The organism is Cohnella sp., from assembly GCF_041641335.1.
Lineage (GTDB): Bacteria > Bacillota > Bacilli > Paenibacillales > Paenibacillaceae > Cohnella.
On record NZ_JBEPYQ010000111.1, the window covers coordinates 1 to 21,948 of the forward strand.

Annotated in this window: 20 protein-coding genes and 1 pseudogene; 1 reads left to right on the forward strand and 20 read right to left on the reverse strand. The window is 60.2% G+C overall.

Features of this window, described 5'->3' with window-relative positions; translation table 11 throughout:
• From ACESLM_RS26500 to ACESLM_RS26515, 4 genes are all read right to left on the reverse strand, one after another.
• The coding region (locus ACESLM_RS26500; protein ID WP_372636584.1) for a DEAD/DEAH box helicase at nucleotides 1-1,079 on the reverse strand (1,079 nt) is incomplete at its 3' end.
• Between the two features lie 30 nt (nucleotides 1,080-1,109).
• The gene (locus ACESLM_RS26505) at nucleotides 1,110-1,967 is read right to left on the reverse strand and encodes a DegV family protein (RefSeq protein WP_372636586.1); all 858 of its coding nucleotides are present in this window, start codon (nucleotides 1,965-1,967) and stop codon (nucleotides 1,110-1,112) included.
• Nucleotides 1,968-1,996: 29 nt separating this feature from the next.
• Entirely contained in the window at nucleotides 1,997-3,808 is a 1,812-nt protein-coding gene (locus tag ACESLM_RS26510) for a DAK2 domain-containing protein (RefSeq protein ID WP_372636589.1), read from the reverse strand.
• Between the two features lie 27 nt (nucleotides 3,809-3,835).
• On the reverse strand, nucleotides 3,836-4,195 hold the full coding sequence (locus ACESLM_RS26515; protein ID WP_372636592.1) for an Asp23/Gls24 family envelope stress response protein: 360 nt from the start codon (nucleotides 4,193-4,195) through the stop codon (nucleotides 3,836-3,838).
• Nucleotides 4,196-4,395: 200 nt separating this feature from the next.
• Here ACESLM_RS26515 and rpmB point away from each other — a divergent pair, with 200 nt between their 5' ends.
• Nucleotides 4,396-4,584, forward strand: a complete 189-nt coding sequence (rpmB, locus tag ACESLM_RS26520; RefSeq protein ID WP_372636595.1) for a 50S ribosomal protein L28 — start codon at nucleotides 4,396-4,398, stop codon at nucleotides 4,582-4,584.
• Nucleotides 4,585-4,666: 82 nt separating this feature from the next.
• Here the strand turns inward: rpmB and spoVM are convergent, their stop codons facing one another.
• The 16 genes and pseudogenes from spoVM to ACESLM_RS26600 all read right to left on the reverse strand — a co-directional run.
• Nucleotides 4,667-4,747, reverse strand: a complete 81-nt coding sequence (spoVM, locus tag ACESLM_RS26525; RefSeq protein ID WP_041064529.1) for a stage V sporulation protein SpoVM — start codon at nucleotides 4,745-4,747, stop codon at nucleotides 4,667-4,669.
• Nucleotides 4,748-4,858: 111 nt separating this feature from the next.
• Nucleotides 4,859-5,503, reverse strand: coding sequence for a ribulose-phosphate 3-epimerase (rpe, locus tag ACESLM_RS26530; RefSeq protein ID WP_372636599.1), 645 nt, complete (start codon nucleotides 5,501-5,503; stop codon nucleotides 4,859-4,861).
• A gap of 1 nt (nucleotide 5,504) precedes the next feature.
• A complete protein-coding gene (rsgA, locus tag ACESLM_RS26535; protein WP_372636602.1) occupies nucleotides 5,505-6,410 on the reverse strand; it encodes a ribosome small subunit-dependent GTPase A in 906 nt (301 codons plus the stop codon).
• A 56-nt stretch (nucleotides 6,411-6,466) separates the two neighbouring features.
• Complete coding sequence (gene pknB / locus ACESLM_RS26540; RefSeq protein ID WP_372636605.1) at nucleotides 6,467-8,554, reverse strand: Stk1 family PASTA domain-containing Ser/Thr kinase; 2,088 nt, start codon at nucleotides 8,552-8,554, stop codon at nucleotides 6,467-6,469.
• Nucleotides 8,551-9,318 carry a Stp1/IreP family PP2C-type Ser/Thr phosphatase gene (locus ACESLM_RS26545; protein ID WP_372636607.1) on the reverse strand — a complete coding sequence of 256 codons (768 nt, stop codon included), beginning with the start codon at nucleotides 9,316-9,318 and terminating at the stop codon, nucleotides 8,551-8,553. The genes pknB and ACESLM_RS26545 overlap by 4 nt, the downstream gene beginning before the upstream one ends.
• Nucleotides 9,319-9,324: 6 nt before the next feature.
• On the reverse strand, nucleotides 9,325-10,404 hold the full coding sequence (gene rlmN / locus ACESLM_RS26550) for a dual-specificity RNA methyltransferase RlmN (RefSeq protein WP_372636609.1): 1,080 nt from the start codon (nucleotides 10,402-10,404) through the stop codon (nucleotides 9,325-9,327).
• A 35-nt stretch (nucleotides 10,405-10,439) separates the two neighbouring features.
• Complete coding sequence (rsmB, locus tag ACESLM_RS26555; protein WP_372636611.1) at nucleotides 10,440-11,840, reverse strand: 16S rRNA (cytosine(967)-C(5))-methyltransferase RsmB; 1,401 nt, start codon at nucleotides 11,838-11,840, stop codon at nucleotides 10,440-10,442.
• A gap of 340 nt (nucleotides 11,841-12,180) precedes the next feature.
• Nucleotides 12,181-13,134, reverse strand: a complete 954-nt coding sequence (gene fmt, locus ACESLM_RS26560) for a methionyl-tRNA formyltransferase (RefSeq protein ID WP_372636613.1) — start codon at nucleotides 13,132-13,134, stop codon at nucleotides 12,181-12,183.
• 1 nt (nucleotide 13,135) lies between these two features.
• Complete coding sequence (def, locus tag ACESLM_RS26565; RefSeq protein WP_372636615.1) at nucleotides 13,136-13,627, reverse strand: peptide deformylase; 492 nt, start codon at nucleotides 13,625-13,627, stop codon at nucleotides 13,136-13,138.
• A gap of 362 nt (nucleotides 13,628-13,989) precedes the next feature.
• Complete coding sequence (gene priA / locus ACESLM_RS26570) at nucleotides 13,990-16,485, reverse strand: primosomal protein N' (RefSeq protein WP_372636618.1); 2,496 nt, start codon at nucleotides 16,483-16,485, stop codon at nucleotides 13,990-13,992.
• On the reverse strand, nucleotides 16,482-17,711 hold the full coding sequence (gene coaBC / locus ACESLM_RS26575; protein ID WP_372636621.1) for a bifunctional phosphopantothenoylcysteine decarboxylase/phosphopantothenate--cysteine ligase CoaBC: 1,230 nt from the start codon (nucleotides 17,709-17,711) through the stop codon (nucleotides 16,482-16,484). Before coaBC ends, priA begins: the two co-directional genes overlap by 4 nt.
• Before the next feature lie 258 nt (nucleotides 17,712-17,969).
• On the reverse strand, nucleotides 17,970-18,188 hold the full coding sequence (gene rpoZ, locus ACESLM_RS26580; RefSeq protein WP_372636624.1) for a DNA-directed RNA polymerase subunit omega: 219 nt from the start codon (nucleotides 18,186-18,188) through the stop codon (nucleotides 17,970-17,972).
• 16 nt (nucleotides 18,189-18,204) lie between these two features.
• Nucleotides 18,205-18,831, reverse strand: a complete 627-nt coding sequence (gene gmk, locus ACESLM_RS26585; protein WP_372636630.1) for a guanylate kinase — start codon at nucleotides 18,829-18,831, stop codon at nucleotides 18,205-18,207.
• Between the two features lie 13 nt (nucleotides 18,832-18,844).
• Nucleotides 18,845-19,105 carry an extracellular matrix/biofilm regulator RemA gene (gene remA, locus ACESLM_RS26590; protein WP_027084220.1) on the reverse strand — a complete coding sequence of 87 codons (261 nt, stop codon included), beginning with the start codon at nucleotides 19,103-19,105 and terminating at the stop codon, nucleotides 18,845-18,847.
• Between the two features lie 184 nt (nucleotides 19,106-19,289).
• A complete protein-coding gene (locus ACESLM_RS26595; RefSeq protein ID WP_372636627.1) occupies nucleotides 19,290-21,167 on the reverse strand; it encodes a bifunctional homocysteine S-methyltransferase/methylenetetrahydrofolate reductase in 1,878 nt (625 codons plus the stop codon).
• Nucleotides 21,168-21,463: 296 nt separating this feature from the next.
• Nucleotides 21,464-21,948, reverse strand: a pseudogene (locus ACESLM_RS26600) (hypothetical protein); the annotation flags it as partial.

Sequence of the window (21,948 nt, forward strand, 5' to 3'; positions counted from 1 at the left end):
CCCATCTGCAACGACGCGATCAGATCCCGACGTTTGCGCTCGGTCAGGCTGCCGGTCAGCAGGCCTGCCTGAATGCCGTAGGGCTCGAACATTCTGCCCAGCGATCGGGCATGCTGCTCGGCCAATATTTCCGTCGGCACCATCAGCGCTCCTTGATGCCCCGCGCGCACGGTCGCGTACAGCGCCACCGCCGCCACGACCGTCTTTCCGGAGCCCACATCTCCTTGCAGCAGCCGGTTCATCACGTAAGGCTGCTTCATATCGTGCAAAATCTCGTTGATGACCTGCTTCTGCGAACCGGTCAACTCGAACGGAAGCGCCCCGACGAACGCACGAATCTCGTCGTTGTCGACGGCGTGAACAAGTCCGTCCGCCTTCCGCGAATGCATCGCCCGGTACGCTTGCAGCTTCAATTGAAACAGGAACAGCTCCTCGTACACCATCCGGCGGCGGGCTTCCTGTCCGTCCTTCGTATTCTCCGGCTTATGTATGCCGGCGATCGCGTCCTTGCGGGCCATCAGCCCGTGCTTGTCCGTCAGCTCCGGCGGCAGAATCTCCGGAATGTACGCGCCGAACTGGATCAACGCCTTGTCGATCAAGCCCCTCATCGCCGACTGGGTAATGTCGCCTCCGACGGAGTAAACCGGCTGCAAGGTGCCCGTCTTCGCGCCGCCGCGGTCCGGAAACTCCGAATCCGCCACGGTCAACTGCCGCCGCCGCTGATCCCACTTGCCGGTCAGCGTAATTTCCCGCTCGAGCGTAAGCTGCTCCTTCAGGAACGCCCGGTTGAACCAGACGGCGGTCACGAGCGTCGCGTCGACCGTCACGCGGCAGAGCAGCCGCGACTTGCCGCCGTACCTCTGCAGCGAGGGAAGAGACGCAATCGTCCCCTGAATCGTAATTCTCTCGCCGTCTTTCACTTCCCGCAGATCGCGGATGCGGTAATCCTCGTACCGGAACGGATAATATTCGATCAGCTCTCCGACGGTGGAAATGCCCAAGGCGTGGAACTCCCCCGCTTTGCGGGGGCCCACGCCTTGAAGTTTCGTCAGAGGAATTTGGAACAATGAGATAGACATAAGACCAACCTCTTTATCTGCTTGCCTCTATCAGGAGCCGAGCGGGAACACGAACAACCCGATCGTTCCCGGCCCCGCATGCGCGCCGACGACCGGCCCGATCTCGGTCTCCGCGTATTCCTTCACGTTAAGCTTGCTCTTGAGCAGCTCGGCCATCTCCGCCGCCCCGTCCGAGTATCCCGGCGTAATCGCCACGGTTAGGTTCACCGGCGTGTCCTTCAGATCGGTTTCCAGCACTTCGACGATGCGGGCCATCGCCCGCTTCTGGCCTCTGGCCTTGTCGAACGGGTACACGAAGCCTTCCTTGTCGATCGACAGAATCGGCTTAATGTTCAGCAGCGAGCCGAGCACGGCCGAAGCCTTGCCGATGCGGCCGCCTTTCTGCAAGTACTCAAGCGTGTCCACGAGAAAATAAAGGCGAAGCTCCGAGCGCATCCGCTCGACCTCGGCGATAATGTCGGCTTTGTCCGCGCCGGCTTGCGCCAGTTCGGCCGCTCTGACGACGATTTTGCCGTAGCCGAAGGAGGCGGATTTCGAATCGATGACCGTCACGTCGGCATCGTCGTCCAGCATCGACCTCGCGATCGTCGCCGACTGGTATGTGCCGCTCATCGCGCTCGACAGCTGAATGGAGATGACGGAATGACCTTTGTCCGTCAGCCTTTTGTACACCTCGTGGAAATCGGCCGGAGAAGGCTGCGAGGATGTCGCAAGCTTGCCGAAGCTCGCCAGCTTCTTATAAAAATCCGCCGGCTGAAGCTCAATGTTGTCCAGGTAGCTTTCTGCGCCGAAGTTCACCTTCAGAGGTACCATCTCGATGCCAAGCTTCTCCCTTGTCGCCAGCGGGATATCCGCCGTGCTGTCCGTGACCACAACAATCGATGCCATAGCCTGTCTCCTCTCGCCTCACATGAATTTTACGGTTCGACCGCGAACAAGTACGGATACAGCGGCTGGCCGCCCTCGTGAACCTCGACCTCCGCGTCCGGATAAGTCTCCCCGAGCCATCTTGCCAGCTCTTCGGTCTGCTCCTCGTCCGCGCCTTCCCCGGTCAGGACCGTCAGAATCTCCTCGCCGGTCGCCAGAAGAGATCCGAGCAGCCCCTTCGCCGCTCCCGGCAAGCTCTCGTCCGATACGACGATCTTCTTGTCCTGAATGCCGATGTAGTGGCCTTCCTTGATCTGCACGCCGTCCATCTCGGTGTCCCTGACCGCCTTCGTGACCGAGCCCGTCACGACCCGTTCGAACGCTTTCGTCATTCTGTCGATGTTCGTCTGCTCCGGCTCGCTCTCCTGGAAGGCCAGCATCGCCGCCATGCCTTGCGGCAGCGTGCGGGTCGGAAGCACCGTCACCGGACGCTCCGCCAGCTCGGCCGCCTGCTTCGCCGCCATGATGATATTCGGATTGTTCGGCAGCACGATGACATGATGCGCGGACAATGAAGCGATGGCGCCGAGCAGATCCTCCGTGCTCGGATTCATGCTCTGGCCGCCGGAGAGCACGATGTCGACTCCGAGGCTGCGGAACAGCTCCGCGTTGCCGTCGCCGACGCTGACCGCCACGATGCCGTACGAGGCCAGCTCGTAGACGTCGGGATTCGGCTCGCTCTCCGGAGAAGCGGTAACGGCCGGCAGGTCGACGACGCCCGGAAGCGCGTAATCGACTTTCGGCGTTTCCTGCGAAGAATGGGTCATCTTCGGAGCGGAGAAAGCCGGCGCGTCATGATTCTGGGCCAGCAGCTCGCGATGCTGCTCCTGCATGTTCAGGATATGAATTTGCGTAATTTCCCCGTACGCGAGCGCCAGATTCAGCACATCGCCGGGACGGCGGGAATGAACGTGCACCTTGACGATGTTGTCGTCCTCGATCAGGATGATCGAATCGCCGTCGCGTTCGAGCGCCTGCCTGAACGTGCGCTCCGGGAACGGAGCCGCAGTCGTGAAGCGCTGAATGAAAAACTCCATATCGTAAGGGAAAGCGATGCTTTCCGTCGTAATTTTCGATTGCGCGGACGTTGCCGCGGAAGCCGACTTGCGCTCCGGCGCGGGCGCGATGGAAGGCGCGGGGCGCACTTCGTCCGGACGCGCAGCCGAATCTTCCCGATCCGGGGCGCTGCCGCTCAAGTAATCGACGAAGCCCTCGTAAATATAGACGAGACCTTGGCCGCCGGAATCGACGACGCCGACCTGCTTCAGCACGGGCAACATGTCCTGCGTCCGCGCGAGCGTCTCAAGCGCTTTGGCGTACACCTCGCGCATCAGCTCCGTCAGATCCGCCGTGCGGCGCGCCACGGTCAGCCCATGCTTGGCCGCTTCGCGGGCCACTGTGAGAATCGTTCCTTCCACCGGCTTGACCACCGCTTTGTAAGCGGTATCAACTCCCTGTTGCAGGGCACTCGCGAACAGGGGCGCCGTAAGCTCGCGTTGACCTGTTATTGCGCGCGCGAAACCGCGGAACAATTGGGACAGAATAACGCCCGAATTGCCCCGCGCTCCCATCAGAAGCCCTTTGGACAGCACTTCCGCCGCCCTGCCGGCTTCCTCCGAAGGCTTATTTTTCAATTCGGCCACGCCGGCCGACATCGTTAAGTTCATATTCGTTCCCGTGTCGCCGTCCGGCACGGGAAATACGTTCAGGGCGTTGACGCGTTCCTCGTTGCGGGACAATCTCTCCGCGCCGAGCAAGATCATGGCGGCCCATTCACTTCCGTTCAAGAAGCGCTTACTCAATGATGAATTCCCCTTCCCTAAAATGAGCTACTTCAGTATTCGCACTCCTTGAACGTTTACGTTCACTTGGTCGACACGCAGGCCGACGACTTCTTCCAGCACGTACTTCACTTTGGATTGAATGTTGTGGGCGACTTCGGAAATTTTCGTTCCGTAGCTGACGATGACGTACAGATCCAGATGAACCTGCTCGCCTTCGTGGCGGACTTCAACGCCGCGCGACAGGTTTTCCCGTCCCAGCAGCTCCGCGATCCCGTCCTTCAAACCTTTACGGGACGCCATGCCGACCAGTCCATAACAATCCAATGCCGCTGAACCGGCAACCACGGCGATTACTTGATCCGCTACGTCAATCTTTCCGTTCTCCGAGACGAGCTGCAGAGGCATGGAAATTCACTCCTTTATGGCTTATTATGGACTATACCTCATTGTACTATAAAAAAACGGGAGAATGAAGCCGTTAAGCTGTCATTTCTCGTGATTAAACCGCAAAAGCTTTGGATACGCGCTTTTTTCGTTGCATCCGGATACGCGCTATGCTAAGATAATGAAGTATTTGTATGGACGTGGCAAGGAGGTGTATTTTAATGGCTCGTAAATGTTATATCACAGGAAAAAAGCCGGGTTCGGGCAACCACAAGTCTCACGCGAACAACACTTCCCGCCGTACTTGGGGGGTTAACGTACAAAAAGTGCGCATTCTGGTGAACGGCAAGCCTAAGCGTGTATATGTCAGCGCCAAGGCTCTGAAATCCGGAGCGGTAACCCGCGTATAAGGATAGACCGATTCGACCATGAGAAAAGAACCGTCAGACTCGTCTGACGGTTTTTCTTTTTATGCTTGCCTACTACAAGGCGTCAATTTTTGTGAAAAGTGTTGAGAATCGCTTTGACGAAGCCACCTAAAAATTTCGGCAGCTTGATGGTGTAAAACTTCATCGTCCCATCCCTCCTCCGCAGGCTGAACCCTCGCAAGCTTCTTCTCTTCGCCGAAGCCGCTACTGATTCCAATGTATGCAGGAGAAGTTTTGTCCTATGCCAGACAAATTGTCAGCGCAGGGAAGCAATGGCCTCCGCCCGGTCCGCGTGTCCGAAAATATACGTCCCCGCCACCAACGAATTCGCTCCGGCTTCCTTGACGAGCGCGGCGGTAGCTGCGTTAATTCCGCCGTCCACCTGAACGTAAATATCGTTTCTGCCGTGACGGTCGAGCATATGGCGCAGATCGCGCAGCTTGGACAGCATCGCCGGAAGGAAGCTCTGTCCCCCGAACCCCGGATTGATCGTCATAATGAGAATAAGGTCGATCTCGTCCAGCATGTACTCCAGCACGGACAGCGGAGTATGCGGATTCAAGGCGACCCCCGCCTTCATGCCCAGCTCCTTCGCTTCCGTCAAGGTACGATGCAGGTGAACGCACGCCTCGGGATGCACCGTCACCCGCTCGGCGCCGGCTTTGGCCAGCGCGGGAAACAGCGACTGCGGATTCTCCACCATCAAGTGCGCGTCGAAAAACAGCTTCGTGACCGGGCGGATCATCTCCACGATCGGCGGTCCGAACGTCAGGTTCGGCACGAAATGTCCATCCATAATATCGATATGTACCCAATCCGCTCCGGCTGCTTCGATGCTGCGAATTTCATCGCCTAGCTTAGAGAAGTCCGAAGCGAGAATGGACGGGGCGATAATCGTCATGTCAGTACCTCCGCTTGTTTTCTTTCCACTCCGTCATGAAACTTGCGTAATTGTCGTATCGGCTATCAGCGATTCGTCCTTGCTCCTTCGCCTCCAACACGGCGCATTGCGGCTCGTGAGTGTGCGTGCAGCCCCGGAATTTGCAGGAGGACGATAGCTCCGCGAATTCGCGGAAGCACGATCCGATCTCGTCGATGCCGAGCTCGGCGAAATCCAGCTGACTGAAGCCGGGAGTATCGGCCATGTAGCCGCCCCCTGCGAGCGGAACAAGCTCGACGTGACGCGTCGTATGCTTGCCGCGTCCCAGCTTGTCGCTGATCTCGTTCGTCTCCAGCTGCAGCCCCGGCACGAGCGCGTTGACGAGCGACGACTTGCCGACGCCGGACTGGCCCGCAAGCACGTTGATGTGTCCGGCCAGTACGGTCCGCAGCTCGTCCAGCCCTTCGCCCCGGTGAGCGCTCGTCTTCAGCACCCGATACCCGATCGCGGAATACAGGGCTTCCGCTGCCGCAACGTCGCGGCGAATGCGTTCGCCTTCTTCCCCTTCGGGAATCCGGTCCAGCTTCGTCAGCACGATCACCGCATCCAAGCCGGCATGCTCGATGTGCACGAGAAACTTGTCGAGCAGGCCGAGACTCAGCTCGGGTCTGACGACGGAAAACGCGAGCACGGCCAGATCGGCGTTGGCCACCGGCGGACGCGCGAGCTCCGAGGAACGGGGGAGGATTTCGTCCACCGTTCCTTCCCCGTTCTCCGTCTCGCCGTAGACGACGCGATCCCCGACCAGCGGAGACTCGCCCCGCTTCTTGAAGATGCCTCTGCCCCGGCACTGCACCGGCTCTCCGCCGTGCTCGCCCTGCACGTAATAATATCCGCTTAACGCTTTAACGATAATGCCCTCGGGCACTCGCATGCAGCTCCTTTTGCTTTCCGGCCCAGCTTGCCGACGATCGGCGCCGCGCGTTACTGCCCGGCGTCTCCCCCGTCCCCGTCATGGTCCGAATAGTCTTCGATGTGTTCGTCCACCGGCGGCTCTCCGTCGCCGGGGTCGCCGGGATCCGGATCCGGCGACGTCGATGCGGGGATATTCCGATCGTCGTAGTAGACCGGCTCGGATTTCAGGAATACGCCGTCGCGCATAATGATGATCAACCCGGTCTTATCCGGGGACAGGATGAGCTTGACCGGGAACGAAGTCGTCGAGCTGATCCTCTTCGATACGTTCACGATATTGTCTCCCGTCGCGTCGGAATACAGAATCTGAATATCGCTCGGCTGTCCTTCCACGGCCGGAGAGACGGTGACCTCCAGCTTCTTCTCCAGGGCGTCCGCCGGGAATCCGCTGCTGACCCAGATTTGCACTTTCGTTTTGGGAGTGACCATCTCGTCCTTATTGGCCGGGAATTGCTTAAACACTTCGTCCTTCGGCGTGCTGTAGCTCGGCTCGCGGAATACTTCCTGCAGCACGAGGTTTTCCCGCTCGATCATCGCTTTGGCTTCGTTCTCCAGCTTGCCAATCAAGTCCGGCATCGGGAACGCTTCCTCGCCTTTGCTGACGACCAGCGTAATTTTCGTCGTTGCCGAGGTCGGATCAAACTTGGCCTCCGGCTGGGGAATCTGATCGAGAACGGTCCCCAATTCGCTCTCGTTGTGCCTCTCAACGGACAATATGTTGTTCGGATTAACTCCCATCGCCTGAAGCTGCGAGACCGCCGCATCGTACTGCAGTCCGGTCAGCGCCGGCATCGGCGGAAGCTCCTTCTCTTTACCGACCGTCAGTTCGATCGGAGAGCCTTCCTTGGCTACGACGTCTTTCTTCGACTGGTCGATGACCTTCCCGTATTTCTCTTCGTCGTCGACTTCCTCGTATTTAATCGGGTCGACGATCTGGAACCCGGCCCTGGTCAAAATTTCGATCGCTTCCTGCCTTTCCTTGCCGATGACGCTCGGAACCTCGATATCCTCGTTGGTTACGCCCTTCAGCAGAGTGACCGCCCAGATCAGCACGCCGATCAGCACGACGGCTATAATTCCCAGAACGGTCGGCATCACCCACCTTCGCTTGCCCTGTTCTAAATCGTCGTCGTTCCAGCGCTCCTCCGCGGACGAGGCTTTGATCGCCGGAGCTTCGATCGTATTGCGCATGTCCGGGCGGATCGCCGGCACGACCTTCGTCTTGTCCTGCTCGTTCTCATCGTCGCTGTCGTACGTCCACACCGGCTCGTTCAGCCGGTCCGGGCGCATGCACGTTTCCAGGTCGCGCTGCATTTCCTTGGCCGACTGGTAGCGCTCCTGCGGATTTTTGCGCATCGCTCTCAGAATGATATTTTCCACGCTCTGGGGAATATACGGATTCACCAGGCGAGGCTGCTCGAACGGCTCCTGCAGATGCTTCAGCGCGACGCTGATCGGGCTTTCGCCCAGGAACGGAAGCCTTCCGGTCAGCATCTGGTACAGTACGATACCGAGGGAGTACAAGTCCGACTTCTCTCCGGCGGCGACGCCTTTGGCATGCTCCGGGGAGAAATAATGAACGGAGCCGATGACCGAGCCCGTCTGCGTGATCGTCGAAGAAGTAACGGCCCTGGCGATGCCGAAATCCGTCACCTTGACGTGGCCGTTGTTGCCGATCAGGATATTGTGGGGCTTAATATCGCGATGGATGATTTGATTATGATGGGCGTGCTCCAGGGCGTCGCAAATTTTCGCGGCGATTTTCACCGCTTCGTCCGCCTGCAGGGGAGCCCGTTCGCGAATAATTTCGTTCAGATTGGCGCCGTCAACGAATTCCATAACGATGTAATGCGTGTCGTCGACTTGTCCGACGTCGTAAATGCTGACGATGTTCGGATGGGACAACGACGCGGCGGCCTGCGCTTCGCGCCGGAACCTTTTGATGAAATCGTCGTCGTGAGTAAATTGCTGGCGCAGCACCTTCACCGCCACGAAGCGATTAAGCAGCAAATCCCGGGCTTTATAGACGAGGGCCATGCCTCCGCCGCCGACTCGAGCCAGCAATTCGTAACGTCCGCCGAGCGTATGTCCGATCATGCCGATTCTCCTCCCGCGGCGTATGCCCGTCCGTCGTCCGCGACAAGCACAACCGTAATGTTATCGTCCCCGCCCGCTACGAGGGCCAGATCGATCAACTGCTGGGCCTGCTGGGCCAGATCGGCGCCCGGATGCTCCAGCGCGGCCTGCACCTCGGAAGGCTCCACCAATCCGCTGAGCCCGTCGCTGCACAGCAGCAGAACGTCCCCGCTCCGCCAATCGATGATCTGGACATCCGCGTCGACTTCCCGATCCGTTCCCAGCGCTCTCGTCAGCACGTTACGGCGCGGATGATGAGCCGCCTCCTGCGGGGTCAGCTGGCCGGATTTCGTCAGCTCGTTCACCAGCGTGTGGTCTTCCGTCAGCAGCTCAAGCCGCCCGCCGCGCAGCCGGTAGGCCCGGCTGTCGCCGATATGGCCGATCAGTCCGGCGTCTCCCCGGATCATCGCCATGACGACGGTCGTGCCCATATTATGATACTGGTCGTTAAGCGAGGCTGTGTCGAACACGGCCTTGTTGGCCTGACGAATGATCTCCTTAAGCTTGGGGACGCTATCGGCTACGGATGCCGAATGCTCCCATGCCCGCAGAGACTGCACCAGGCTGTCCACAGCGAGCGAGCTGGCCACGTCGCCCGCGCGATGGCCGCCCATTCCGTCGGCGACGATCGCCGCCGTCCATCCCCCCGGAAGAACGCCGCTCCAGGCCTGGTCTTCATTGACTTGCCGGACTTTGCCGACATGACTTCGCAATACCGTTAACATCTCGCATCACCCCGTCGTCGTCTCCATATGCTTCGCCCGCAGCTGGCCGCACGCCGCCGCGATGTCATGGCCTTGTTCCCTGCGAATCGTTACGTTCACGTTTTTTTTCTGCAACACTCGCTGGAATTCGAAAATATCGTCCCGGGGCGTTCTGACGTAGTTGCGTTCCGGCACATAGTTGACGGGAATCAGATTGACGTGGCACAGCATATCCTTCAGAACGTCTCCGAGTTCCTCCGCATGCTCCGGCCGATCGTTCATGCCTCCGATCAACGCGTATTCGAACGTGATTCTTCTGCCCGTTTTCTCGATATAGTATTTGCAGGCGTCGATAACGTCCGCGAACGGATACCTGCGGTTGACCGGCATCAGCTTCGAGCGCAGCGCATCGTTCGGCGCATGGATCGAGATCGCCAGATTGATCTGCGTGTTCTCGTCCGCGAACCGGATCATGCTCGGCACGATGCCGCTCGTCGACACCGTAATATGCCTTGCCCCGATGTTAAGCCCTTTCGGATGGATCATCGTCCTCAGGAAGCTCATCGTCGCGTCGTAATTTTCGAACGGTTCGCCGATACCCATAATGACGATGCTCGACACCCGTTCGTCCAGCGGATCGAGAATTTGCTGAGCCTTCACGACCTGCGCGATAATCTCTCCCGCGGTCAGGCTTCGCTTCAAGCCGCCCAGCGTCGAAGCGCAGAACGTGCAGCCGATCCGGCAGCCGACCTGCGTCGTTACGCAGACGCTGTTGCCGTAATTGTGCCGCATGATCACCGTTTCGATCGCGTGATTGTCCTGCAGGCCGAACAGAAACTTGACCGTTCCGTCCTTGGACTCGAACTTGGCGATCTCCGTCAGCGTCACGAACCGGAAGCTCGCGCTAAGTTTATCTCTGAGCGGCTTCGGCAAGTTCGTCATCTCTTCGAACGAATTCACTCTTTTTACGTACAACCAGTCGAAAATTTGCCCCGCGCGGAACGCGGGCTCCCCCTGCTCCTTGATCCAGTCCTGGATTTGTTCCAACGATAAATCGTAAATAAACGGATTGAGTTGTTCTTCTAAATTAGGTTTCGCTTTCTCCAACTTCGTCACCACCATTCGTTCATTTTATCATAAAATCAGCCGTTTTGCTTCCGCAGCCGCGCGATGAAGAAGCCGTCGCTTCCGAACATATCGGGCAGCAGCTGCAGCATGCCCGCGAACGGCTCCGCTGCGACTCCCGCTTCGCGAAGAGGCCCCAGCGTCTCCGCGGGCCAGCCTTCCGGATCGAGGGAAAATGCCGGATGGCGCTGCAGGAACAGACGAACCGCGTTTTCGTTCTCTTCCGGGGCGATCGTGCATGTGCTGTAGACGAGCGTGCCGCCGGGTTTGACCAACGCTTGAACCCCGTCGAGCAGACGGCTTTGCAGCTCCGATAGGGAGCCGATATCCGCCGCGGACTTGTTCCACTTGATTTCCGGTTTGCGGCGAATGACTCCGAGGCCGGAGCACGGAGCGTCGAGCAGCACGACGTCGAACGATTCCGGCGCAAGCTTGCCGTCCAGCTCCAGCGCATCCGCCGTCATCGTCCGAATGGCCGCAAGGTTAAGCCGTTCGGCCTGCTGCTTGATCAGCGCCTCTTTGTGCGGATGCACATCGTTGGCGACGATCGTTCCTTCGTCGCGCATCTTCTCGGCAAGGTGAGTCGTCTTGCCTCCCGGCGCGGCGCAGCAATCGAGCACACGCATGCCCGGACGCGGGTCGGCGACGGACGCTACGAGCATCGAGCTCTCGTCCTGAACGGTAAGAGAGCCTTGCTTATACCACTCGCTATGTACAAGATTGCCCGTCCGGGCCGCGATAATTCCTTCCGGCGCCAGCCGCGACGGGGCGGCTTCGATGCCGGCGTCCGCCATCTCCGCAAGCACCCGCTCGCGAGTCGTCTTCAGCGGATTGATCCGCGCGGAGACGTGCGGCGGCTCGTTATTGGCCGCGCACATCCGCTCGGCGGCCGCTTCGCCGAATTCGGCAAGCCACCGATCCACCAGCCAGAGCGGATGGCTGTGCTCAAGCGCAATCCGTTCCGCCGGCGATAGTCCTTCCGGCAGCGGAGCCGCGAAGCCTTCCCTTAGGACGGCGCGCAGCACGCCGTTAACGAGGCCGCCGATCCCGGCGTGTCCGCGCTTCTTCGCGATCCCGACCGCCTCGTCGACGACGGCGTGGGCGGGGACGCGGGTCAGCCAGCGCAGCTGGTAGTAGCTCATTCTCAGCAGAGCTCGCACCCACGGCTCTATTTTTTTGGGCCAACCTTTCACCCGGCTTTGCAGCGCATGGTCAATCGTATTGAGCCGCTGAATCGTCCCGTACGCCAGCTCCGTCGCCAGCGCCGCATCCGGCCTCGACAACTCCGCCGCCTGAATCGCCTGATTCAGCTCCAATCCGCTGTACGCCCCCCGCGTCTCCACGTTATGCAGCACGCTCATCGCCACTTCGCGCGCCCCCTGCGGCTTCCCGCCGGGCAATCGTATCGTTTTCGTCATCCTTCGCATCCTTTATCCGCTTGATTCTTTAGTATTGGCCTTTCTGAGCCGGCATCACGGGAGCCGACATCGCGATCGCGGCACACAGCGGAGCCTGCGAGGCACTTTTGTGGCCTCCGCACTCTTCGCGCACTCCCGGTCGCCCAGCGCCGAGGCACTTTTATTGCCTCTGCCTTATCCATCTACTTTTCCCCGGATCCGATTCTAACACGCCTTTATACACACGATAGAGCAAATAGTTGCGTTTAAAGCTGCTCTCGTGCCCATCTAAGCCCGGCAATTGTCGAACTTCCCGGGCGCGCAACGCACAACTCACCAACCCATCAAAAAAAGCCCGGGGTTACCCGAGCGTCTTGCCGGGAGCCAGTCGGGCTCCTTTGGCGAACTCCGATGCTTTCAGCGCTTTTTTGCCGGCCGGCTGGACGTCCGTCAGCACGATGCTGCCGTCTCCGGTCCGCACACGAATGCCGAACGCTCCTGTCTCGAGCACCGCTCCCGGAGCGAACGCGGCCCACTCGGAACGCAGTGCAGCATCCGAAGGACCGGGGATGGCGCAACCCCACACCTTAAACACTTCGCCGTCCATAAAAGTAAAGCCGCCCGCCATCGGGTTGAGCCCTCTGACGCGGTCGAAAATCCGCCGCGAGCTTTGGCTCCAATCGAGCTTCTCGTCCTCGCGGGACAAATTCGGCGCATACGTCGCTTCCTCGCCTTCTTGCGGCGTACGCCCTGCCGTGCCGCCTTCGATTCGCGGCAGCCATTCCAACAGAAGCGCCGATCCGGCCTCGCTCAGCTTCTCGAACATCGTGCCCGCCGTGTCTTCGTCCGTAATCGGCACTTCGACTTTGGCGATCATATCTCCGGTATCGAGCCCTTCCGCCATATACATCAGCGTCACGCCAGTTACCTTCTCGCCGTCGATGATCGAACGCTGGATCGGCGCCCCGCCCCGATATTTCGGAAGCAGCGAGCCGTGCACGTTGATGCATCCGAGGCGCGGCAGATCAAGCACCGCCTTCGGCAAAATTTGTCCGTACGCAGCCGTCACGATCAGATCCGGCGCGATCTCCGCCACTGCGGCGACGCCTTCCGGCGAGCGCAGCTTCTCCGGCTGCAGCACCGGCAAGCCCCGCTCCAGCGCGAACGCTTTGACCGGCGGCGGCGTCAGCTCCCTTTTCCGGCCCTTCGGCCGGTCCGGCTGCGTCACAACCGCCGCTACCTCGTAGCCGCGCTCCAGCAGCGCCGAGAGCGAAGGCACCGCGAACTGCGGCGTTCCCATAAACAAAATCTTCATCTTAATCTCCATCCTGCTCCTGATCTTCCGGTTTGCGAGCCTCGTACACGGATTCCGCCGAGTCAATGAACAGTACGCCGTTCAAATGATCGATCTCGTGCTGGAACGCCCTGGACAAAAACTCCGTGCTATCGTATTGGATCGGCTTGCCGTGTCGGTCCTGTCCTTTGATTACGATCCGGTTCGCCCGCTTAACGTCGCCTTGAAGACCCGGGATGCTTAAACAGCCTTCCGGTCCAAGCTGCTCGCCTTCCGCGAGGACGATCTCGGGATTGACCATCTCGATGAGCTCGTGTTCGTCTCCGACGTCGACGACGATGACTCGCTTCGAAATGCCGATCTGCGGCGCCGCAAGGCCAACTCCGTCGGCGTCGTACATCGTGTCCGCCATGTCGTCCAGCAGCTTGTGCAGATTGGCATTGAATTTCGTCACTTCCTGAGCTCTTTCGCGGAGCACGGGGTCGGGGTGTTTCACGATTAACCGAATGGACATAACGGCATCCTTCCTTTTCATTACAGACGTTGTATTGCTTGGTTCTACAAGCCCGGCCGAACCCAAGATTCGACGCCGAATCCGCTTCTGCGCACCAGCTTCGTGATCAAAAGTGAATTTGTCGAACTTCCCTTCCAATCAGGTTCAAAAAGTTCGGTTTTCAGCACCGAGGCTGGTCGTTCGCCTTACGGCGAACTGCTCGCCCATGCATCCGGGAAGGTTGTATGAAGCTAGGGTCTGAGGAACGGAACGTAGGCAAACCTACGTGAGTACCGGAATGCCCGGCTGAATGCAAGATTCGACGCCGAATCCGCTTCTGCGCACCAGCTTCGTGATCAAAAGTGAATTTGTCGAACTTCCTCTCAAAGCATCATTTGCGGATCTACGTCGACGCTGACCTGCACGCCTCCCTTTTTCACCGCATCCGACAAGGAGCCGAGAGTTTCCGCGACGAGGCGGCTCGCATCCATGTCTCCCCGATATTTTACCATACATTGAAACCTGTAGCGATCTTTCAATCTCGCAATCGGAGAAGCGACCGGCCCGAGAACCTCCATCGCCGCCGCCCCGCCGTGGTCGAAGTCTCTGCGAATGCCGAGCGCATCCGCTTTGCCGCGCAGTCCGGACGCGAATTGCTGACCGATCGACAGCAGCATCGGGACCGACTCGTGGGAAAAGGTGACGGAAATCAGGCGGCCGTACGGAGGATAACCGAGCTGCTTGCGCAGCACGAGCGCTCTCTCCGCGAACCCGAGATAATCGTGCCCTTGGGCGGACGTAACGGATTCGTGCTCGGGATCGTACGTCTGGATGACGACCTCGCCCGGCAGCTCGTGGCGGCCGGCCCGGCCGGCCACCTGCGTCAGCAGCTGGAACGTGCGCTCGGATGCGCGGAAGTCCGGCAGGCGCAGCGCGGCGTCCGCGGCCAGCACCCCGACGAGCGTCACGTTCGGAAAGTCGAGTCCCTTCGCCACCATTTGCGTGCCGAGCAGCACGTCCGCCCGGCGCTCGCGGAATTCGGACAGCCAGCGCTCGTGCGAGCCTTTTTCCGTCGTCGTGTCCACGTCCATCCGAATGACGCGAATGCCCGGAAACGTCGCGGCCAGCGCCTCCTCTACCTTCTGCGTCCCCGTTCCGAAAAAGCGGATATGCGGACTCTCGCAGCTTGGGCAGGTTTTCGGTTCGCCTTCCGAGTAGCCGCAGTAGTGGCAGCGCAGGTTTTGCGAGCCGCGGTGGTAGGTAAGCGAAATTTCGCAGTGGGGACAAGCGGCCGTATAGCCGCAGGACCGGCACATGACGAACGTCGCGTATCCTCTCCGGTTCAGCAGCAGCACCATCTGCTCTTGCTTCTCCAGCCGGCTGCGGATGGCGTCGGCCAGCATCCGGCTGAACATCGCCCGGTTGCCCAGCTTCAGCTCCTCGCGCATGTCGACGACATGGACGCGGGGCAGCGGCCGGTTCGCCACCCGTTCCGGCAAGGCGATATAGGCCGTCTCCCCCAGCGCCGTCTCTCTTCCTTCATAGACGGCCGCTTCATAGGTTTCGAGAGCGGGAGTCGCCGAGCCGAGCACGACGACCGCGTTATGGAGCCTCGCCCGCTCGATGGCGACGTCGCGCGCGTGGTACTTCGGGCTCTCCTCTTGCTTATAGGACGTTTCATGTTCCTCGTCGATGACGATCAGTCCGATGCTCGTAAAAGGGGCGAAAATCGCCGACCGCGCCCCGACCGCCACCTGCGCCCTTCCTTCGCGGATTTTGCGCCATTCGTCGTAGCGTTCCCCGTGGGACAGCCGGCTGTGAAGCACGGCCACCCGCGCGCCGAACCGGCTCTTGAACCGCTCGACCATCTGCGGCGTCAGCGCGATCTCCGGCACGAGCACGATCGCTTCGCGCCGCGAATCGAGGCATCGCTGAATCGCCTGTAAATAAATTTCCGTCTTGCCGCTCCCCGTCACGCCGTGCAGCAGGAACGTGCGGCTGACCCGCGCGTCCAGCGCCTCGCGGATCGGCGCCAAAGCCGTCTCCTGCTTCGGCGTCAGCCGCATCGGCGCGCTGGCCGGAAAGTCGCGGTCCGCATACGGGTCCCGATCCTCCGTCACCGGCCGGATCTCGATCAGCCCCCGCTCCTCCAGCGAACGGATCGTGCCGGACGTCGTCGCCAGCGCCTCCGCCAGCTTCGCCAGCGGAACAGGTTCGTTGTGCTCCGCCAAGTAAGCCGCCAGCTCGCGCTGCTTGCCCGCTCGCGCCGGAATCGAACCAGCCGCCTCCAGCAGACGCTCGGTCTCGACCGGAAACACCGTCAACACCGTCTTCACCGACAACTGATCCTCGACGCGCTGCCGCTCCTCCAGCCGACCTTCCCGCAGCCATTGCTTCAGCAGCGCCCCCTGATCGGGATACTGCTGAAGCAGCGAGGCGAGCTTAAGCGGCTTGCCTTTGCCCAGCGCAAGCAAAAGACCGCCGCTCAGGGCGATCTCCGCATCGGACCAGACCGCTCCCGCGACCTGCTGCACATATTTCTCCACCCGTCCCTTGAGCGCAGCGGGCAGCATCGCCTGCAAAGCGACCGTTAACGGACAGAGCCATCTGCGGCTGATCCATTCTCCGAGCGCCACCAGCTCTGCGGACAGCGGAGGCATCGCGTCGAGCACTTCCTCCAACGGCTTCAGCTTCCCGCGCTCGACCTCGGCGTCGTCGCCCATCCCGGTTACGATGCCTTGAAGCTTGCGCGGCCCGAACGGCACCGCCACCCGGCTGCCGACTTCGACCCACTCGCGTAGCCGGTCCGGAATCGCGTAGTCGAACGTCCGGTCGGTATCCCGGCTCGGAACGTCCACGATCACTCTGGCCACCCTCATCGATTCGCCGACCCTTTCCCCGCGTCCTGGACGAGGTCGAGCAGCCGCTCGGCGACGGCTCTCTTCGCCATTTGCGGCAGATGCTCGGCGAACCCGCCGCGCCCGTACACGCTGACGATATTCGTCTCCGTGCCGAAGCCCGCTCCCGCCTCGGCCACGTTATTGGCGACGAGCAGGTCGCACTTCTTGCGCGCCAGCTTGTCCAGCGCGTGCTTCTCCACGTCCGTCGTCTCCGCCGCGAAGCCGACGATGAAGGGACCGCTTCCCCGCGCTTCTTTCCATTCCCCGATTTCCTGCAAAATATCGGGATTGCGGACAAGCTCCAGCGATAACAAGTCCGACGTTTTTTTGATTTTCTGATCCGCGCGGCTGGCAGGCCGGTAATCGGCCACCGCAGCCGCCTTGATCACCAAGTCCGTCCCGTCCAACCGGCTCATCACTTCGTCCCGCATCCGCAACGCCGAATCCGTTCGAATCACGTTCACCCCATGAGGAGGCGCCGCCTCCGTCCTGCCGCACACGAGCGTCACCTCCGCTCCGCGGTCACGGGCGGCCTCCGCGATGGCGAACCCCATTTTTCCCGAAGAGTCGTTCGTAATGTAGCGCACGGGATCGATTCGCTCGACCGTCCCCCCCGCCGTAATCAGCACTCGCCGCCCCGCCAGCGGCTTGGGGCCGATCAGCTTCGCCAAGACGGCGTCCACGATCTCGTCCGGCTCAGCCAGCCTGCCTTTGCCGACGTAACCGCACGCCAATTGGCCGGTCCCCGGCTCCACGAAATACACGCCGCGCGACGCCAGCCTGTTCACGTTGTCGATGACCGCCGGATGCTCCCACATATGTACGTTCATCGCCGGCGCGATCAGCAGCGGAGCCGTCGTCGCCAGCAGCGTCGTGCTGAGCATGTCGTCCGCCAAACCGTTGGCGAGCTTGGACAGCATGTTGGCCGTCGCCGGAGCCACGACCGCGAGGTCCGCGGAGTCCGCCCAGTCGATATGCTGCACGATCGCGGCGTCGCGCTCGTCGAACACGTCCGTCGCCACGGGATGACGGGTCAGCGTCTGAAGCGTCAACGGCGTAATGAACTTCGTCGCCCCTTCCGTCATCATAACGCGGACCGACGCCCCCAAGCCGACCAGACGGCTGCACAGAGTCGCCGCCTTGTATGCCGCGATTCCCCCCGTTACGCCTACCAGTATCGTTTTGCCCGTAAGCGGCTTGCTCATGGATTCCCCTCCCACAGTCTTGAAGCCTAGGGCGTGTATGCAACCCGCTCAGGGACATCTATCACCGCCTTTTCGCCCCCTGCTTCGACCCTTTTGCTTGACGTACCCCCGGTACGCCTTCACAAAAGTTCCTTGCATGGAACGAAAATTCGACAATATCTGCTTTCCTCGGAGGCTGCATACACGCCCTAGAAAAAAAACAACCGCGCGGGTTGTCTTTCCTTCTTGTTCAGTATCCGGTTGCTGTTGCCGTCTTGCTTATTCCGCGGCCCCGACAGCCGGCTTGAGGTGTTCGACTTTGATCGCTTCCTGGTAGATCTCTTCGAGCGCGACGCCTACCTGCTTGTGGGACTTAGGAGCGCCGAGATTGCACATGACGCCTTCGCGCAAGTTGCGCGCCCGCTTGGCGGCGGCTACGACGAGCGTATATTTGCTGTCGACCTTCTTCACCAGTTCATCAATGGATGGATATAGCATGCCATTCACCTCTTCTTTAGACGTTGTCGGCGGTTTTCAGCGTCTCGAACTGCTCGAACAGTTCTCCGAGAAAACGCTCCCGCTTGCAGTGCTCCGCCGTAATGATCGAGCCGATGCGGCCGCAGGCCAGATCGATCTCGTCGTTAACGACGGCATAATCGTAATGGTGCAGCAGATTCATCTCTTCGACCGCCACCGACAGCCGATGGTCGATCGTCGCCTGGGACTCCGTGCCCCGGCCGACGATTCTCTGTTTCAGCTCGTTAAGCGACGGAGGCATGAGGAAAATAAAGACGCCCTCCGGGAACTTCTCCCTCACCTTGATGGCACCCTGCACTTCGATCTCCAATATGATGTCCTTGCCTTCCGCCAGCGTCTTCTCCACGAACTCCCGCGGAGTGCCGTAGTAGTTGCCGACGTATTCCGCATATTCCAGAAGCGCGTCCGTCTCGATCATTCGCTTGAACTGCTCATGCGTCTTGAAGAAGTAGTTGACGCCGTCCTGCTCGCCTTCGCGGGGAGAGCGGGTCGTCGCCGACACGGAGTACACGAGCCCGGGAAGCTTGCCGCGCAGCGCGGAGCATACCGTTCCTTTGCCGACGCCAGAAGGGCCGGATAATACGAATAAAATCCCTTTGTTCATCGTGTTCCCCAATTCATTCATCGTGTTCGTCGTCTTTGGTAGACAACCGGTGCGCAACCGTCTCCGGCTGAACGGCCGACAAAATCACGTGATCGCTGTCCGTAATGATGACCGCGCGCGTGCGGCGGCCGTAGGTCGCGTCGATCAGCATGTGCCTGTCCCGCGCCTCCTGGATGATCCTCTTGATCGGAGCCGATTCCGGGCTCACGATAGAAATAATCCGATTCGCGGACACGATATTGCCGAATCCGATATTGATCAGCTTGATCGCCATGGTATGCACTTTCCCCCCGGTCATTCCTACCACACAGGTGCGGCCGGCACCCGAACCGTCGCTTCCAGTGTTGCCAGAAGCGGCCCGCCGCATACTGAAGGCCGATAATGCCCTGTTTTATACATCTATCGATTATTGCCTATTGTACTTCAAATCCCCTGGGGGGACAAGAGGAACTAAAGGCTTAATTAGCGGGATTCCGATTCAGGCTCGGACTCTTGGTACGGACGTATTCCGTCAAGGAAACGGTCATCTCGTAAGCCATGAACGGAGTCATCAGATAGATGCCGTTAAAATGGGCCATCGCGACGTCCAGCAGCTCTTCGGCGATCTTCACGCCTTCGGCGCGGCCGGCGGCGCCTTCCAGTCCGCTCATCCGCTGGCGAACCGAATCGGAGAGCTGGATGCCGGGAACCTCGTTGTGCAAATATTCGGCGTTGCGTCCGCTCGCGAGCGGGAAAATGCCGAGGAAAATCGGAACTGTCAAATGTTTGGTCGATTCCGCGATCTGCACGATCAGCTCCGGGTCGTATACCGGCTGGGTCATAATGTAGTCGGCTCCTGCCGAGATTTTGCGCTCCAGCCGCTGCACCGCTTTATCCAGATGCTTGACGTTCGGGTTAAAAGCCGCGCCGACGACGAACTTCGCTTTCTGCTTGAGCGGCTTGCCCGAAAAGGCGATTCCTTCGTTGAGCTGCTTGATCATGCGAATGATTTCGAAGGAGGTTAGGTCGTACACCGAGCTGGAGCCGGGCAAATCCCCGAATTTGGCCGGGTCTCCGGTGACCGCCAGCACGTGGTCGATGCCGAGCGCGTCGAAGCCCATCATATGCGACTGCGTGCCGATCAGGTTGCGGTCGCGGCAGGCGATATGGGCGAGAGGCTTGATGCCGACCCGCTCCTTCAGCAGCGCGGCCAGCGCCAAGTTGCTCATGCGGGTGACGGCCAGCGAATTGTCCGCCATCGTCAGGGCGTCGGCTTGCGCGTCCTTCAGCGCTTGCGCGCCCGCCATAAACTTCGTGATATCCAGATCGCGCGGCGGGTCCAGCTCGACGATGATCGTGTGGCGTTCGCGCACGAGATCGACGATGCTCGGCTCGGCATCATGCGTCGGCGGCTCGACTGGCGCAGGAGCCTCTTCGACGACGATGGCCGGGCTCTCGGCGGGAGCCGGGGCGGCCGACTGCTCGGCCGGCAAATATCCTTGCAGCGCCTTGGCGATCTCCGCGATATGTTCCGGCGTCGTTCCGCAGCAGCCCCCGATCAGCTTCGCTCCCGCATCTGCGAATCGAAGAGCCGACGCTCCGAAATATTCCGGCGTCGCCGAGTAGACGACTTTGCCGTCGACGTAATCCGGGATGCCCGCGTTCGGGAAGACGCTCAGCGGCAAGCTCAGGTTCGCCGGAATCGTCTCCAGCGCGCGAAGAATGCCCGTCGGACCGCTGCGGCAGTTAAAGCCGATCACGTCCGCGCCTTCTCCCTTCAACCGGCGAAACGCTTCAGCCAGCGGGATTCCGTCGTGCGTTCTCTCCGGGTCCTCGACCGCGAATTGGCAGATGACGCTGATATCGCTCTTCTTGCGGATCAGCGTCAAAGCCAGCGACAGCTCCTCGAGGTCGAAGAACGTTTCCAGCAGCAAGCCGTCCACGCCGGAGGAGAGCAGCACGCCGATCTGCTCCTCGAAGTCGCGCTTCACGATCGCCGTTCGGATGTTCTTGCCCGCTCCTCCCCGCACCGCTCCGATCGATCCGACGACGTATACGCCGTCTCCGACCGCCTTGCGGGCGAGGGCGACGCCGGCGGCGTTGATCTCCTCGACCTTCTTCTCCAGGCCGTAGCGGGCCAGCTTGTTCTGCTGCGCGGAATACGTATTCGTCTCGATGATCTGCGCTCCGGCCGCCGCGTATTGCCGATGCACGTCTGCGATGACGTCCGGCTTCAGCAGATTAAACTCCTCGAACGATACGCCGACCGGCAATCCGAGTTGATATAAATAAGTCGCCATTGCGCCGTCGCCGACAAGCGGCTTGCGGGCGAGGGCCGTGCGTAAATCCGGTTTCATCCAGCTTCCCATCCATTCCTTATAAGAAGTTGTTCAAAAAGCCCGCTTTTGATCACGAAGTATTCCAAGAAGTAGACTCGACATCGAATCTTGAATTCAGCCGGTTCTTCCGGTGCTCACGTAGCTTCCACTACGCTCCGCTCCTCATCTCCGGTCTTCATTCAACCTTCTCGGTGCTGAAAACCGAACTTTTTGAACTTGCACTATAATAAAGTATCCTTAATGTAGCATAATTTTCATCCCGGGAAAATGGAAAAACCCGACCATATTCGATCGGGTTGAGCGGAATTTTCATTTTAGCGCGACGCGGCGTCGGATTGGGGGACGGCCAGAGGAGAGGGATGCGGTTCGCCCGCCTGCTGCCCGGTTTCGCGTCCGATGCGGAAGGATGCGGCCGCCAGCACCGCCGCGGCGGCGACGGCAAGCGCGCCCAGCCAACTGACCGCGGACAGCGACACCCCGCTGACGATCGCGCCGCCGATGCCGGCTCCCGCGGCCATCGCAAGCTGCAGCATGGGATCACCCGGCCGAGCTGCACGCCCGCGGTCAGCAGCGACTCGCTGAACCCCATCATCAACATGGCGATGGCACTGCCCAGCTTGCCCGAGATAATGTTCTCCGACGTCCGACGAGAAAACTGACGATGGCCAGCAATTGAACACTCCCCACTTACGCATTTGCGTTGAAGTGGGAGATTCTTGCGTAATCACCTCATCCGAAGTGAAGTTGAGCAAGCGATCCCTGCGGTTCCCGCAGTTCTTGTTGACCTGGAAGCTTCTAT

Bases quoted from the DNA above. Each gene is read 5' to 3' on its own strand.
- priA (WP_372636618.1), bottom strand. From the start codon at position 16,485: ATGAGGGTGGCCAGAGTGATCGTGGACGTTCCGAGCCGGGATACCGAC.
- gmk (WP_372636630.1), bottom strand. From the start codon at position 18,831: ATGAACAAAGGGATTTTATTCGTATTATCCGGCCCTTCTGGCGTCGGC.
- ACESLM_RS26545 (WP_372636607.1), bottom strand. From the start codon at position 9,318: ATGTTAACGGTATTGCGAAGTCATGTCGGCAAAGTCCGGCAAGTCAAT.
- ACESLM_RS26515 (WP_372636592.1), bottom strand. From the start codon at position 4,195: ATGCCTCTGCAGCTCGTCTCGGAGAACGGAAAGATTGACGTAGCGGAT.
- def (WP_372636615.1), bottom strand. From the start codon at position 13,627: ATGTCCATTCGGTTAATCGTGAAACACCCCGACCCCGTGCTCCGCGAA.
- ACESLM_RS26505 (WP_372636586.1), bottom strand. From the start codon at position 1,967: ATGGCATCGATTGTTGTGGTCACGGACAGCACGGCGGATATCCCGCTG.
- rpe (WP_372636599.1), bottom strand. From the start codon at position 5,503: ATGACGATTATCGCCCCGTCCATTCTCGCTTCGGACTTCTCTAAGCTA.
- rpoZ (WP_372636624.1), bottom strand. From the start codon at position 18,188: ATGCTATATCCATCCATTGATGAACTGGTGAAGAAGGTCGACAGCAAA.
- remA (WP_027084220.1), bottom strand. From the start codon at position 19,105: ATGGCGATCAAGCTGATCAATATCGGATTCGGCAATATCGTGTCCGCG.
- rsmB (WP_372636611.1), bottom strand. From the start codon at position 11,840: ATGACGAAAACGATACGATTGCCCGGCGGGAAGCCGCAGGGGGCGCGC.
- coaBC (WP_372636621.1), bottom strand. From the start codon at position 17,711: ATGAGCAAGCCGCTTACGGGCAAAACGATACTGGTAGGCGTAACGGGG.
- ACESLM_RS26595 (WP_372636627.1), bottom strand. From the start codon at position 21,167: ATGAAACCGGATTTACGCACGGCCCTCGCCCGCAAGCCGCTTGTCGGC.
- spoVM (WP_041064529.1), bottom strand. From the start codon at position 4,747: ATGAAGTTTTACACCATCAAGCTGCCGAAATTTTTAGGTGGCTTCGTC.
- fmt (WP_372636613.1), bottom strand. From the start codon at position 13,134: ATGAAGATTTTGTTTATGGGAACGCCGCAGTTCGCGGTGCCTTCGCTC.
- rpmB (WP_372636595.1), top strand. From the start codon at position 4,396: ATGGCTCGTAAATGTTATATCACAGGAAAAAAGCCGGGTTCGGGCAAC.
- pknB (WP_372636605.1), bottom strand. From the start codon at position 8,554: ATGATCGGACATACGCTCGGCGGACGTTACGAATTGCTGGCTCGAGTC.